Annotated in this window: 15 protein-coding genes; 6 read left to right on the top strand and 9 right to left on the bottom strand. The window is 73.4% G+C overall.

Annotation, left to right across the window (positions count from 1 at the left end; genetic code table 11):
• Positions 1 to 56 precede the first annotated feature (56 nt).
• Positions 57 to 593 carry a hypothetical protein gene (locus ACWGJB_RS10225; protein ID WP_453379733.1) on the top strand — a complete coding sequence of 179 codons (537 nt, stop codon included), beginning with the start codon at positions 57 to 59 and terminating at the stop codon, positions 591 to 593.
• A 15-nt stretch (positions 594 to 608) separates the two neighbouring features.
• Here ACWGJB_RS10225 and ACWGJB_RS10220 read toward each other — a convergent pair whose 3' ends face one another.
• Positions 609 to 1229 (bottom strand): Uma2 family endonuclease, encoded by a 621-nt coding sequence (locus ACWGJB_RS10220; protein WP_453379732.1) that lies wholly within the window; start codon positions 1227 to 1229, stop codon positions 609 to 611.
• Between the two features lie 133 nt (positions 1230 to 1362).
• The gene (locus tag ACWGJB_RS10215) at positions 1363 to 2466 is read right to left on the bottom strand and encodes a mechanosensitive ion channel family protein (protein ID WP_453379731.1); all 1104 of its coding nucleotides are present in this window, start codon (positions 2464 to 2466) and stop codon (positions 1363 to 1365) included.
• 349 nt (positions 2467 to 2815) lie between these two features.
• Between ACWGJB_RS10215 and ACWGJB_RS10210 the strand changes: the two genes are divergently transcribed.
• Positions 2816 to 3352: an HNH endonuclease gene (locus ACWGJB_RS10210; RefSeq protein WP_089107458.1), complete on the top strand. Its 537-nt coding sequence runs from the start codon at positions 2816 to 2818 to the stop codon at positions 3350 to 3352.
• 36 nt (positions 3353 to 3388) lie between these two features.
• Here the strand turns inward: ACWGJB_RS10210 and ACWGJB_RS10205 are convergent, their stop codons facing one another.
• From ACWGJB_RS10205 to ACWGJB_RS10185, 5 genes are read right to left on the bottom strand one after another with little or no spacing between them, the layout of a single operon-like run.
• Positions 3389 to 4000, bottom strand: a complete 612-nt coding sequence (locus tag ACWGJB_RS10205; RefSeq protein ID WP_453379730.1) for a hypothetical protein — start codon at positions 3998 to 4000, stop codon at positions 3389 to 3391.
• Entirely contained in the window at positions 3997 to 5295 is a 1299-nt protein-coding gene (locus tag ACWGJB_RS10200) for a hypothetical protein (protein WP_453379729.1), read from the bottom strand. Before ACWGJB_RS10200 ends, ACWGJB_RS10205 begins: the two co-directional genes overlap by 4 nt.
• A complete protein-coding gene (locus ACWGJB_RS10195; protein WP_453379864.1) occupies positions 5292 to 6044 on the bottom strand; it encodes an ABC transporter ATP-binding protein in 753 nt (250 codons plus the stop codon). Before ACWGJB_RS10195 ends, ACWGJB_RS10200 begins: the two co-directional genes overlap by 4 nt.
• Before the next feature lie 8 nt (positions 6045 to 6052).
• Positions 6053 to 6958, bottom strand: coding sequence for a zf-HC2 domain-containing protein (locus ACWGJB_RS10190; RefSeq protein ID WP_453379728.1), 906 nt, complete (start codon positions 6956 to 6958; stop codon positions 6053 to 6055).
• The gene (locus ACWGJB_RS10185) at positions 6955 to 7536 is read right to left on the bottom strand and encodes an RNA polymerase sigma factor (protein ID WP_453379863.1); all 582 of its coding nucleotides are present in this window, start codon (positions 7534 to 7536) and stop codon (positions 6955 to 6957) included. The genes ACWGJB_RS10190 and ACWGJB_RS10185 overlap by 4 nt, the downstream gene beginning before the upstream one ends.
• A gap of 159 nt (positions 7537 to 7695) precedes the next feature.
• Here ACWGJB_RS10185 and ACWGJB_RS10180 point away from each other — a divergent pair, with 159 nt between their 5' ends.
• The 3 genes from ACWGJB_RS10180 (at position 7696) to ACWGJB_RS10170 (ending at position 10381) form a co-directional block, all read left to right on the top strand.
• Entirely contained in the window at positions 7696 to 7905 is a 210-nt protein-coding gene (locus tag ACWGJB_RS10180; protein ID WP_453379870.1) for a hypothetical protein, read from the top strand.
• The gene (gene malQ / locus ACWGJB_RS10175; RefSeq protein ID WP_453379727.1) at positions 7906 to 9996 is read left to right on the top strand and encodes a 4-alpha-glucanotransferase; all 2091 of its coding nucleotides are present in this window, start codon (positions 7906 to 7908) and stop codon (positions 9994 to 9996) included.
• 118 nt (positions 9997 to 10114) lie between these two features.
• Positions 10115 to 10381, top strand: coding sequence for a hypothetical protein (locus ACWGJB_RS10170; RefSeq protein WP_360483747.1), 267 nt, complete (start codon positions 10115 to 10117; stop codon positions 10379 to 10381).
• Positions 10382 to 10470: 89 nt separating this feature from the next.
• Here ACWGJB_RS10170 and ACWGJB_RS10165 read toward each other — a convergent pair whose 3' ends face one another.
• Positions 10471 to 11070, bottom strand: a complete 600-nt coding sequence (locus tag ACWGJB_RS10165; RefSeq protein ID WP_453379726.1) for a TetR/AcrR family transcriptional regulator — start codon at positions 11068 to 11070, stop codon at positions 10471 to 10473.
• Between the two features lie 254 nt (positions 11071 to 11324).
• Between ACWGJB_RS10165 and ACWGJB_RS10160 the strand changes: the two genes are divergently transcribed.
• The gene (locus ACWGJB_RS10160; protein ID WP_453379725.1) at positions 11325 to 12767 is read left to right on the top strand and encodes an FAD-dependent monooxygenase; all 1443 of its coding nucleotides are present in this window, start codon (positions 11325 to 11327) and stop codon (positions 12765 to 12767) included.
• A 26-nt stretch (positions 12768 to 12793) separates the two neighbouring features.
• Here ACWGJB_RS10160 and ACWGJB_RS10155 read toward each other — a convergent pair whose 3' ends face one another.
• Positions 12794 to 13246, bottom strand: coding sequence for a DUF5707 domain-containing protein (locus ACWGJB_RS10155; protein WP_453379724.1), 453 nt, complete (start codon positions 13244 to 13246; stop codon positions 12794 to 12796).
• Positions 13247 to 13749 lie beyond the last annotated feature (503 nt).

Genomic DNA, 13749 nt, shown 5'->3' with positions numbered 1-13749 from the left:
GGTACGGCTTCCTGCTCCTGCATCCCGATACCGACCAGGAGAGCGGCGGCTGAGACGTGACCCCTCTGAAAGGGTTGTTCCTAAGGCTGCTGTGGAGCACGTTCACCGACTTCGTACCCTCGATGCTGGTGATGTGGGTACTCGCCTTCGTGAACCACGGCATCACCTGGTCGGCCGTGGGCGAGGCGGCCCTGCTCTCGCTGACGTGGTGGCTGCTCGCCCTGCTGTGGGCGGCCTGGCGGACCCGCTCGCTGGTGCGGGTGGCACGCGGGCTGGGCGTCGAGGTCTCCGGGAGCGCCCTCGACGACATCCAAGCACACACCCTCACCGGGGTCCCGCTCTCCCGCGTCCGTGCCGGACTGGGCGCGGCCCGGCGGGCGTCCGAGATCCGCGGCGGCGATCCGGTCGACTTCCGGTGGCGTCCGTTCCACAGCCGGGCGTGGGCCGAGGGGACGGTTGCCTATGAGGACTCCACGGGCCAGGCGCGCGTCGAGGTGCGTGCGGGCAAAGGCCTCAGGGGCAATGTCCTCCTTCGCCGCGGTGCCGTCTTCATCGCGCTCTGTCAGGTCGTGCGCACGCTCGAAGACCGCTGAGCCGACGGTGGCCGGTCAGTCGCCGACGAAGGGCGCCGTGTCGAGGGTGGGGTACGGCGCCGGGAGGGGGAGCGGGTCGCCGAGGCTCACCTTCTCGTCGGTCTGGTAGTAGGCCTCGGTGGGGTCGTCGCCGGGGAGGACGGGGTCGGTGTGGCAGTGGGCGGTCCTGGTGTGGCGGTCGATGAGGACGTAGACCGGGATGCCGACTGCGGCACACGTGGCCAGCTTGGCGCCGGTGTCGACCGCGTGATTGGTTGACGTGACCTCGCCGACCAGGGCGATCATGTCGATGGGATACCAGCCTTTGTGGGCTTTGCGGTAGGCCTCGTCGAGTTCCGTCGGGGTGCGTCGCAGCACGTAGAAGTCCGGGATCACGAGGGCCATGGTGCTGCCGTCCTGGTGCGCGCCCCGGTAGCCGTTGCCCATGCCGGCCAAGTCGAGCCCCGCCGTGAAGAACTGGACGGCGAGCTGGAAGGCGCCGGAATTGTGCTGGTTGTTCGGTTGCGGCGGCACGATGACCGTCCCCTCGACGTACTCGGGTCGAATCGGCGCTACCGACGCCTCCTCGATCGCGATCAACAGATCGATGGGGTCCTGCTCCGTCATGAGCTTCTCCATGATCGGTTCGGCGCTCATCCCTGGTTCTCCTCACGCCCCTGCCAGGCTAAGCCCGCGCCGGGCGCCCCGGCAGAACGATGGGGCACCCCGCACGTCGTGAGACGCCGGAATGCCCCACCGTTCACTCGAACGAGTGTGCTGAACCGTTCCGCTACTTCCCCGCCGCCGTCGGCCGCTGCGCGGCGATCGGTGTCGTCGCCGCCACCTGCGGGGAGTCCGCGTTGGAGAACGCCGACGGTGCCGCCACGGCCGCCGTCGGGTCCGGGGTCTCGTCCTCCGAGAGCCCCGTGGGGACCCCGCCGACGATCCTGATGTCCGCCTCGTCGAAGGCCCGCTTGATCCGCCAGCGCAGTTCGCGCTCCACGGTCAGCGCCTTGCCCGGCATGGTCTTGGCGGAGAGGCGGACCACCATCGAGTCGATGAGGACGGAGTCCAGGCCGAGGATCTGGATCGGGCCCCACAGCAGCTCGTTCCAGGGCTCCTCCTTGGCCATCTTCTCGGCGACCTCGTCCAGGGTGGCCCGGACCCGGTCCAGGTCCTCGCTGGGCCGGAGGGTGACGTCGACACCCGCCGTGGCCCAGCCCTGCGAGAGGTTGCCGATGCGCTTGATCTCGCCGTTGCGGACGTACCAGATCTCGCCGCTGTCGCCGCGCAGCTTGGTCACCCGCAGGCCGACCTCGACCACCTCGCCGGAGGCGACCCCCGCGTCGATCGAGTCGCCGACGCCGTACTGGTCCTCCAGGATCATGAACACGCCGGACAGGAAGTCCGTGACCAGGTTGCGGGCGCCGAAACCGATCGCCACACCGGCGACGCCGGCGGATGCCAGCAGCGGCGCCAGGTTGATCTGGAAGGCGGACAGCACCGTCAGCGCGGCCGTGCCCAGGATCACGAAGCTCGCCACCGACCGCAGCACGGACCCGATCGCCTGCGAGCGCTGCCGCCGCCGCTCGGCGTTGACCAGCAGTCCGCCGAGGGTGGTGCCCTCCGCCGACTCGACGGTCCGGTTCATCCGGTCGATGAGCTTGGTTATGGCCCGCAGCACGACCCTTCTGAGGACCACCGCGATCACCAGGATCAGCAGCACCTTCAGACCTATCGCCAGCCAGGTCGACCAGTTCTGCTCGACCCAGCTCGCGGCGTTCGTGGCGCTCTCCTGGGCGTCCTGGAGCGTGGGCACCGCCGGGGTGGCCGACCCCGAGGGGGTCGGCGACGGCGACGGACCGGCGGCCAGTAGGACGGCGGGCAAGGACACGGCGGGTACCTCCAGGCGGTGCGGTACTGCCCTCCGGTACGGCGTTCACGGTCACGTACGGCGTTCAAGGTCACGAAAAGGTCACCGGACGGGCAGGACCACCACACTAACGGGGCATTGTGTGTGCGCCCGACCGGTACGAGAAGGAGAGACAGTGCTCACTTCGCGGGCCTCCCGGTTGAACAGGCTCGCTTGAAAAGGCGCGTATCCGGGGGATGAATACGGTGTGGTCGAAAACACTCCCAGGCCGTTACGCGGACATGGTGGCGCGTCCACCAGGCAAGAGGGGAGACTGGCCACAGATCGTCCCGGCGCGAGCCACGCGCCGCCGACGCCCAAGGAGGCCCCCGTGCCGCATGTCCTGGTCCTCAACGCGTCGTACGAGCCGCTCGGCGTCGTACCGCTCCGCCGCGCGCTCGTCCTCGTCCTGGAGAACAAGGCAGTCGCCTTGGAGGAATCCGGCGCCTATATGCACAGCGCAACCGTCACAGTCTCGGCACCCAGCGTGGTCCGGCTCAAGCGATTCGTACGGGTTCCCTACCGGGGGCCCGTTCCTCTCACCCGGAGGGCGCTCTTCGCGCGCGACGGGGGCCGGTGCATGTACTGCGGTGGCGTCGCAACCAGCGTCGACCACGTCATCCCGCGCAGTCGCGGGGGTCAACACGTCTGGGACAACGTGGTCGCGTCGTGCCGCCGCTGCAACCACGTCAAGGCCGACCGCCATCTCTTCGAGATCGGCTGGCGGCTGCGCCACAAACCAGCCCCACCCACCGGCCTGGCCTGGCGCATCATCGGGACCGGCCATAGGGACCCGCGCTGGCTGCCGTACTTGCAACCGTACGGCGCGGACGACGCCCTGGCCCGGATCGACGGCATCTCCGCCTGACGATCCGGGCTTTCGCACACCCCGTGGCTGTCCGCCTCAGCCACGGGGCCCTTCGGCACGCGCACCGCGTACGACATACAGCGCGCCGCCCACCGCGAACGCCCCTAGCGCCGCCGCCCAGGCGCCCGGTTGCGCGCCCGGTTGCACGGGCCACGCCCACACCGTCGCCGCGCTTCCGTGCGCCCCCACCGAGCCCAGGTACACGGCACTGACGTAACCGAAGGCCGGCAGCCAGCTCAGCCGGGCGCCGAGCAGCACCGCCGCCGCGGCCGTCACTCCCGTACAGCCCAGCGTGTTGCGTATGACGGCCGGCGGTCCGAAGGTCTCCGGATGCCCCAGCACCGCCAGCGGCAGCAGCACGGCCGCGAGCGCGGTGAGCCCGGCCAGCTGGGCCAGCCGGCGCGGCCACCACGGCCGTACCGCCGTGCGGTCCAGTTCGTCGGAGGGCGAGTACAGGCTCACCCCGATCACCGCGGCCGCCAGCAGCGGGGCCAGCGCGACCACCGGCACCCGGCGGTCGGGGTCCAGGAAACCGTCCAGGCGGGCCGCCGCCCAGACGGCGAAGGCGGTCGTGGCGGCGAGCGCGGCCAGGGTGGCCGGGAGCGTGCGCGAGCGGGCGTAGAGCAGGGGACCGGTGGTCGTCGTCACAGGGCCGGCACCCCGCTCGGGTCGCAGTCCGCCCGGCTCGCGAAGTACGCCGACAGCCAGGCCCGGCGCTCCCGCGCGCCCATCGCCGCGAGGCGGGCCCGGGCCGCCCGGCGCGCGGCCGTCTCGGCGCGGGGGGCCAGGTCGTCGAAGTGCCGCCGGGCGGGGAGCGGCGCGAGGTAGTTCTCGACGGCGTCGTCGGCCCGCAGGATCCGCCGGTCGGTCAGCTCGTCCGGGCAGTCACCGCGCGTCTGAAGCGCTTTCATCGCCTCCCACGCGAACTGCTCCGGATCGGTCAGCCGCCCCCGTACGAACGACCAGCCGAGCGGCGTCAGCGACGGCAGGCCGGCCTCGTCGGCGCGCGGCCCGCCGTACCGGTCCGCCCAGCGCACCGGCAGGTTCCGTACGCCCTCCAGCCTCCCGGTGACGCCCGACAGCGCCTCGGTGAGCTGCGGAAGCGCACCCGCGTACCGGGCGTTCACACACACCGCCGGGGTGACGGACGTGTCGCACACCTGCCGGTGGACGAGCGGGTCGGTGCGCCACAGCCCGTCCCCGGTCTGCGTGAGCAGCACGGCGGCGGCCGTCGCGGCGGCCAGCGGCAGCAGCGCGGTCCACCGGCGCCGAGCCGCGTACGCAAGTACGGCCGCCCCCGCCAGACCGCCCGTCCAGACCGCCATCGTCACCGGCTGCCACCACACCGGCACCGAGGTGTCCATGACCACGAACGCCGGGTCGAGGTACCGCCCGGACCCCGAGCCCGCCACCGCCGGCACGCCCAGCCCCACATAGCCCGCCACGGCCAGCAGCGGAGCCGCGAGCCGCGAGGGCACCACCCGCCCGACCACCTGGCCGGCCGGCACGGCGGCCCCCGACACGAACGCGTCGGTGAGCAGCAGGGCCGGCCGCGGACCGTCACCCAGGGCGTACGGCCAGGTCGCGAGCAGCGCCAGACCCGCCGCGCCCGCATACCCGGCGGCCACCCAGAGCGCCGTCGGCAGCGCCGACACCAGGAACCGGGCCAGCGGCGGCCGTACGACCGTCCCCCACAGCTCCCGCGTACGGCGCCGCCGCTCCCGCCCGCCCTGCCAGCAGCCCGCCGCCGCGGCCGCCGGAACCGTGATCAGCACGGCCGTGTGCAGCTCGGTGGCCGTCTCCGCCCAGCCGCCCTGCCACTTGTCGGCCGACGCGGCGAGCACCACGCCCAGCGTCAGCAGCACGGTCAGCCCGGCCCAGGGGGCGAAGCCCCGGCGCGCCTCCGCGAGCAGCGGAGCCTTCGCCGCCGTCACGACGCTCATCGCGATACCTCCTGGGCGGTGCGGTGGGTGCGCAGGGCCGTCGTGTAGCCGCGCTCGATCGGATGGTCGCCTGGGCCGTCGGACACCTCGCCCAGGGCGGCCAGCGCTTCGGGTGTGCCGCGGTAGGCGATCCGGCCCGCGTCCAGCAGGGTGACCTCCGTGCAGGCCGCCGCCACGTCCTCCACCAGGTGCGTGGAGACGACCACGGTCGACGAGGCGCCCAGCTCGCGCAGCAACTCCCGGAACTCCACGCGTTGTTCGGGATCCAGGCCGGCGGTCGGCTCGTCGAGCAGCAGGACCTCCGGTTCGTTGACGACCGCCTGCGCGATACCGACCCGGCGGACCATGCCCCCGGACAGCGTCCGGATCTTCGCGTCGGCCCGGTCGGCGAGCCCGACCCGGGTCACCGCCCGCTCCACGGCCGCCGGGACCTCAGCGGCCGGCATCTCCTTCAGCCAGGCCACGTACGCCACGAACTCCCGCACCGTGAACCCCGGGTAGAAGCCGAACTCCTGGGGCAGATAGCCCAGCCGGGCGCGTACCTCGCCGAGGGCGCGATGCCCGGCGGTGTCCCGGCCGAGCAGCTCCACCCGGCCCGCGGTCGGCCTGGCGACCGTCGCCAGCACCCTGATCAGCGAGGTCTTCCCGGCGCCGTTCGGGCCCAGCAGCCCGTGCACGCCGGTGCCGAGCGTGAGGTCGACCGAGTCCAGGGCGACGGTCCGGCGGTGCCGGACGCACAGGCCGGTCACTCGTATGCTCAACGGTTCTCCAGGTGGTCGTAGGCGCCCCGGCGGACGGCCAGGAGCGCGGCGCACGCGACGGCGGCCGCGGCCCAGCCGGCCTGGGTGCCGTCGAAGCGGGCGGACAGCTGTCCGGCCAGCCGTGCGGTGAACGGGCCGCCGTGGGCGGCGACGGCCGGGACGAGGACGGCGGCCAGCCAGCCGCCGCCGGTCACCGCGGTCGCGGTACGGCAGCCGACGTAGGACGCGAGCGCCAGGGAGCCGAGGGTCAGCGCGAGGCCCGGCAGCAGCCAGGCGGCGGCGCCGGGGGCGCCCGAGGCGGGCAGCGCGGCGCCGGTCACGGTCAGCGCGGGAAGGCTCACGGCGAGGACGGCGGCGGTGCGGGTGAGCGCGAGGCGCAGGCCGCCGGAGGGGGTGGCCGCGGTGATCTCGTACAGGGGGTCGGCGTGCGGGCCGTAGGAGAGGGCCACGCCGGCCACGGGGACGACCGGGGCGAGGGTGAGGAGGACGGTGCGGGCGGCTTCGTAGCCGGCGGCGCGGTTCAGGAGGACGGCGCCGACGACGACTGCGAGGAGGGCCAGGAGCCAGGTGCCGCGCAGGGCGGGGCCGAGGGACCAGAGGGCGGGGTGGAGGCGGGGGGGTCGCCGCGGGCCGGCGGGGGTTGCTCGCGCCCACGCGGCGGAGCCGCACATGTCAGAGCCCCGCGCCCCTTTGGGGCGCGTCGCGGTCGCCGTCAGTATCAAGTCCCGTATCTCCGCCAGCTCCACTCCCGCCGCTGTCTCCAGTACCGCCGCCGACACCCGGGTCGCGCAGTCGGTGCATACCTCCAGGTGCTTCTCCAGGGACCACGCGTCCGCTTCCGGCAGGGAGCCGTCGGCATAACGCAGGGTGAGGTCGTCCGAGGCGTGCCAGATCGCCGTCATGCCGGGCCTCCCGTCGGCGAAGGGTTCAACTGGGCCAGGGCGGCGCGGAGTTCGGCCCGTGCCCGGAGTGCGCGGGACTTCACCGTGCCCTCCGGTATGCCGAGCAGCCGCGCGGTCTCCCGGGTGGACAGGCCGTCCACGACCGTCGCCCGCAGCACCTCGCGGAGTTCGGGGGAGATCCGGCCCAGGGCCGTGCCGACATCGCCGTACTCCAGGCCCGCGAGCACCCGGTCCTCCGCGGAGGGCGTGACGGCGGGGTCGGGGAGGGGCTCCACCCGTGCGGCCCGTTCCTGCACCCGACGGGCGTCCACCAGCCGGCGGGCGGCGATCGTCCACAGCCAGCCGCCTGCCTCCTGCCCGCGATGCCCGGCCGCCGACCGCCACACCGTGACGAAGGTGTCCTGGAGCACTTCCCGTACCACCTCGGGGTCGGCGCAGCGCCGGGTCAGGCGGGCGTGCAGCCAGCCCGCGTGCCGGTCGTACAGGACGGCCAGCGCCGAGCCGTCGCCGGCCGCGACGGCCCGCAGCAGCGCCGCGTCCCCGCCCGCCGTCTCCTCGTTCTCCCGGTGGCCCCCCATGGGGCGGAACAGTCTCACACCGTCTTTATCGATCACCCGGACGCGATCGGTTCACCCGGTGCGGGGACGGCCGTGGGGAGTGCGCTCGCCACGACGGGGTAGGCCTGCCAGGACGCGGCATCCGCCGCCGTACCCGACGTCAAGGACAAGGAGGCCACCGTGGCCGCAACGGTTCACCATCCGATCCCGGCCCAGTTCAAACCCGCGGTGCAGACCGAGGAGGACTCCCTGCTGTGTGTGTTCAGCGCCGAGACCGTCTGCGCGCAGGCGCCGCTGACCAGCGAGCCGCCGCTGCCCGACGCCGAGCCCCTGACCAGCGAACCGCCGCTCGCCGACCTGGCCCCGCTGACCAGTGAGCCGGGGTTGTAGATGAGCGGAGCCCTGGACCGGGGGCTGTGCCGGCTCGCCGAGCTGCACGGCGTCGCCACCTCCTACAGCCCGTCCCCGGACCGTACGGTCGCGGCCTCCGCCGGCGCCGTGACCGCCGCACTGGCCGCCCTGGGCGTCGACGCGAGCGGCCCGGAGGCCGTCCGCACCGCCCTCGCCGACCGGGAGCGGGACCTCGCGGAACGGCTGCTGCCGCCGACGGTCGTCCACTGGGCCGGCTCCGGCGACCCCGCCCTCGGCCTGCCCGCCGGCACCCGCCTTGAGGTGCGGACGGAGGACGGGGAGACCCGGGACGACGTGACGGACCTGCCGACGGGCGTGCACCTGCTGACCGCCGCCGCGCCCGACGGCCGTACCGCCCGTGCCCACCTGATCGTCGCCCCCGACCGGCTGCCCACCCCCGCCGGCCGCTCGTACGGACTCCTCGTCCAGCTGTACTCGCTCCTCTCCCACCGCTCCTGGGGCATGGGCGACCTCGGTGACCTCGCCGACCTGGCCGACTGGGCCGGACGCACCGCGGGCGCCGGATTCGTCCAGGTCAACCCGCTGCACGCGGCCGTGCCCGGACCCCCGACCGACCCCTCCCCGTACCGCCCCTCCTCCCGCCGCTTCCCGGACCCGGTGCACCTGAGGCTGGAGTCCGTCCCCGAGTACGTCCCGGACCCCGCGCTCGCCGAACGCGCCGGACGGCTGCGCGCCACCGTCCTCGACCAGGACGCCCACATCGACCGGGACGCGGTCTGGGAGCTGAAGCGGGAGGCACTGGAGGCGCTGGCCGCCGTACCGCTCACCGCCGCCCGGCAGGCCGCCTACGACGCCTTCCGCGCCGAACAGGGGCAGGCCCTGGAGGACCACGCCACCTGGTACGCGCTCGCCGAGCGGCACGGTTCCGACTGGCACCGGTGGCCCGAGGCCCTGCGCGACCCCCGCTCGGCGGAGACCGCCCGCGCCCGCGCCGCACTGAGCGACCGGGTCGCCTTCCACTCCCGGCTCGCCTGGCTCACCGACACCCAGCTCACCGCCGCCCAGCGCACCGCCCGCGAGGCCGGGATGCCGGTCGGGATCGTGCACGACCTCGCCGTCGGCGTGCACCCCCAGGGCGCGGACGCGTGGGCGCAGCGCGCGTTCTTCGCCGCCGGGATGTCCGTCGGCGCGCCCCCCGACGCCTTCAACGCCCGCGGTCAGGACTGGGGCCTGCCGCCCTGGCGCCCCGACCGCCTCGCCGCCTCCGGCCACGCCCCGTACCGCCAGCTGCTGCGCGCCCTCTTCCGCTACGCCGGCGCCCTGCGCATCGACCATGTGATGGGCCTGTTCCGGCTGTGGTGGGTGCCGGAGGGCCGGCCGCCCACGGAGGGCACCTACGTCCGCTACGACGCCGAGGCGATGCTGGCCTTGCTGGCCCTGGAGGCGACCCGGGCGGGCGCGGTGGTGATCGGGGAGGACCTGGGGACCGTGGAGCCGGGGGTCCGCGAGACGCTCCAGCGGCACGGGGTGCTCGGAACGTCGGTGCTCTGGTTCGAACGGGACTGGGACGGCGACGGCCGCCCGCTCCCCCCGGAGACCTGGCGCGCCGACTGCCTCGCCACCGCCACCACACACGACCTGCCGCCCACCGCCGCCCGCCTCACCGGTGAACACGTCGAACTCCGCGACCGGCTGGGCCTGCTGACCCGCCCGGTGGCCGAGGAAGGGGCGGACGCGGCGGCCGACACGGCGGAGTGGCTGGGCCTGCTGACCCGGCTGGGCCTGCTGGCCGCGTCCGACGCCGGTGACGAGGAGGCCGAGATCCGGGCCGTCCACCGTTTCCTGCTCCGCACTCCGGCCCGCATGGTCGGTGTCTGGCTCCCCGACACGGTCGGCGACCGCCGCCCCCAGAACCTCCCCGGCACCTGGGACCAGTACCCGAACTGGCGCCTCCCGATCGCCGACGCGACGGGCCGCCCGGTGACCCTGGAGGAGCTGAAGGCGTCGGCCAGGGTGCGGGCACTCCTGGAGGTACTGCGGCCGGACAACCCGCCCGACCCGGAGGGCGACGGCCGCTCGGTATCCCTTTCCGGCCCGTCCGGGGCGTGAGACCGGTATCGCCTTTCGGGTGGCCGGCAGCTCTCGGGGGCGGTCACGGCAGTGTGCGGCGGCTCGTAGAGGTACCCCGGACGCGCGCCCCTCAAGTCGGCCCGCTAACTTGGGCAGCGTGGACAAGAAGAACGCCCTGCGCGCCGGCGCCCTGGCTGCCGGTACGACGCTGATGATGCTGCTCCTGTCGTCCCCTGCCCTCGCGCTCACGCGTGACGACGGCGACGACCCCGGCAAGGGCCTGAGCGTCATCGAGACGCTGGGTCTCTACGTCCTGATCCCCCTCGTGCTGTTCGCGGTCATCGCGGGCCTGGTCATGGTGCTGGACAAGTCCAAGATCCGGGTCACCAAGCCGGGCACGACGAAGGCCAAGGCGAAGGCCTGACCTCCGCTCTTCCACCGAGGGCGCCGGTCGCCTTCCGTACGTCCCGTGGTGGGACCTACGGAAGCTGACCGGCGCCCTCGGTGCGTCGCTCAGGGGCTCGGCGCGGTCAGATACCGCTGCAGGGTCGGCCCCAGCCACGCCAGGATCTCCTCCCGCGCCAGCGCCACCACCGGTGGCAGCCGCAGCACGTAACGGGTGAGTGCGAGCCCCATCAGCTGCGCGGCGCACAGCCCCGCCCGTGTCTGCACCTGCTCGGGGTCGGGGCACACCCGCTGGGCCACCGGTACCACCTGCTCCCGGAAGATGCCCTGCAGCCGCTCGGCCCCCGCCTTGTTGGTGATGCCGACCCGCAGCACCGCGGTGAGCTCCTCGTTCGCCTCCCAGATGGTCAGGAAGTGGGCCACCAGCGCCCGCCCGACCTCGGTGCGCGGCACCTGGGACACGTCGGGCATCCGCAGATCGAGCGCGACGGCCGCCGCGAACAGGCCGTCCTTGTTGCCGAAGTAGCGCATGACCATGGACGGGTCGATATGCGCGTCCTTGGCGATGGCGCGGATGGTGGCGCGCTCGTAGCCGTCGGTGGCGAAGCGCTCGCGGGCCGCGGCCAGGATGGCGGAGCGGCTGGCGTCGGAGCGGCGCGTCGCCGAACCGTTCCTGGGCTCAGTGTTTCTACTGGGGGTGCCGGTCATGTCAACGAGCGTAGGCCAACATCCGTGGGCCAACAATGTGGGCCAACGTCTGTGGGTCAACGCCTGTGGGCCAGCGTCTGTGGGTCAACGTCGGTCGGTCAACAAGTGGAGGCCAACAGGTGTAGGCCAACGCGTGTTGACTCACGCGATCGTCCCGCCCTACTCTTGTCAACAAGCGTTGGCCAACAAGCGTTGGCCAGCACCTGTTGGTCAACAGAAGTTGGTCAACGAATGTAGGCATCGAGGAGGCCCCCATGAACGGCCCGACCGCCGCCCCCGAAACCTCCCGCGTGATCGTCGTCGGCTCCGGTCCCACCGGCCTGCTCCTGGCCGGTGACCTCGCCGCCGCCGGCGTCCCGGTCACCCTCCTGGAGAAGCGGCCCCACCGGATCAGCAACCTCTCCCGCGCCTTCGTCCTGCACGCCCGGGCCCTGGAGCAACTCGACGCCCGCGCCGTCGCAGACGAACTGGAGGCCGTCGGCAAGCCGCTCACCCGGCTCAACCTCTTCGACGGGCTCACCCTCGACCTCGGCGGTCTCCCCTCCCGTTTCCGGCATGTGCTGGTGATCCCCCAGTACGAGGTGGAGAAGGTGCTGGAGCGCCGTGCGGTCGAGGCGGGTGTCGACTTCCGCCACGAGTCCGAGGTGACGGGACTGACGCAGGACGCCGACGGGGTCACCGTGCATGTCAAGGGTGCCGCGGACCTGCGCGCCGGGTACGTCGTCGGCGCCGACGGGATGCGCAGTGCCGTGCGGGAGGCGATCGGCCTGCCGTTCCCGGGGAGGTCGGCCATCCGGTCCGTCGTCCTCGCCGACGTGCTGCTCGACGAGAAGCCCGAGACGCTGATCACGGCCGCCGCGGTCGGCGACGCGTTCGCCTTCCTCGCGCCCTTCGGCGACGGCTACCACCGTGTCATCTGCTGGCACCGCGGCCGCGACGTCCCCGACGACGAGCCGGTCGACCTCGACGAGGTCAGGGAGATCACCCGGCTTGCCCTGGGCCGTGACTACGGGATGCGCGAGGCCCGTTGGATCTCCCGCTTCCACAGCGACGAGCGGCAGGCGCCCGGCTACCGGGTGGGCCGGGTCTTCCTGGCCGGCGACGCGGCACATGTGCACACCCCGGCCGGCGGCCAGGGAATGAACACCGGTCTGCAGGACGCGGCCAACCTGAGCTGGAAGCTCGCCGCCGTGCTGCACGGCCACGCCACCCCCGACCTGCTCGACACCTACCAGGCCGAACGGCACCCGGTCGGCAGGTCGGTGCTGCGCAGCAGCGGCGCGATCGTCCGCCTGGCGATGGCCAAGGGCTGGCAGCTGCCGGTGCGTTCCGTGCTCGTGACCGCCCTCGACCGGCTGGCCCCCGTCCGCGGCAGGATCATGGGCCGGATCACCGGCGTCGGGTACAGGTACCCGGCCCCGAGGGGTGCCCACCCCCTCACCGGCGCGCGCGTTCCCGACCTCGCCCTGGCCGGCGGCGGCCGCCTTTACGAGGCCCTGCGCGGCGGCCGGTTCGTCCTGGTGACCCCGGGTGCGTACGACGCGGGCGAGGGGCGCGCGGACCGGCTGGCGGTGGCGCACTGGGCGAGCGACCGCGGTACGACGCTGCTGGTGCGGCCCGACGGGTACGCGGCCTGGGCGGCGGAGGACGCCCGGGCCGCGGACATCGGGTCGGCGTTGGCCGCACACGTCGGCTGAGCGGATCCCACCGGCGGCGGACCGGCTCAGCCGACGGTGAAGTCGGTGACCTTGGTGTCCAGGGTGGTGCGGCCGTCCTTGGCGGTGGCGAGTACGGCGATGTGCCAGGTGCCGTGCGGGGCCGACGCGGCGTCGGCGGCGGGCACCACGGCCTTGTACACGCACCGCGCGGTGTCTCCCTCGGCCGGCGCGCAGGTCGCCGACTCCACCTCGGCCATGTCCTTGGCGGTCGGCGGCTCCTTCGCGAACTGGGACTTCTCCGGCCAGGCCAGCACCTTGAGGCTCTTCACCCCGGCGGACGCGGTGACCTCGGTGGAGAAGGTGACCGAACCGTTCCGGCCGCCGTCGGGCGCGGTGTAGCGGGCGGTGCTGTGCGCGAAGGCGGGCGGCTGGTCCCCCGCGTAGGCGAGGGCGAAGGCGCCGGCCCCTCCGAGGACCACGACACCGGCGGCGACGGACAGAGCGATACGACGGGACATGACGGTTTCTCCATGACTGAGGACTGCCTCGACTGGACTAACCGGCGCTCTGTGCCGCGCCGTTGCACCGATGCTCGCAACCCACGGACACCCCCGGCGTGAGCACAGGTACTCAACTCCGCCTGGGTGATGGGGAGCAGGGACTCGGGTGCACCCTTGACAGCCGTCATGCCGGGAGTTCCCATGAGGGCACTCAACGTCCTTGGCGAAAAGGGGGAGTTGAAATGCCGACCAAGATCGAGATCCGCCCGTTGGACAAGAAGGAGACCACCGGGGACAGCAACGCCAACGGCACCTGACCGGAGACCTGCGTGCGGACACCGTCCCCCCGGAGACCCCGTTACCCGGGCCCGACATGAGGACATGACGAAGGGGGCGCCCCGGGGCGTGGGCCCCGGGCCCCCCCCAAGGGGGATCCGCCGGGAAACGGGCCCCACGGGCCCCCCCCGGGCCCCCCGGGGGCCGGCGACCCCCCGCCCGGGCGCCCTCTAGAAGCCGGGCCC

It is taken from the genome of Streptomyces sp. NPDC054813, from assembly GCF_053611365.1.
Note: the sequence above shows the minus strand (reverse complement) of the source record. Positions and strands in the feature narration are given on the sequence as shown.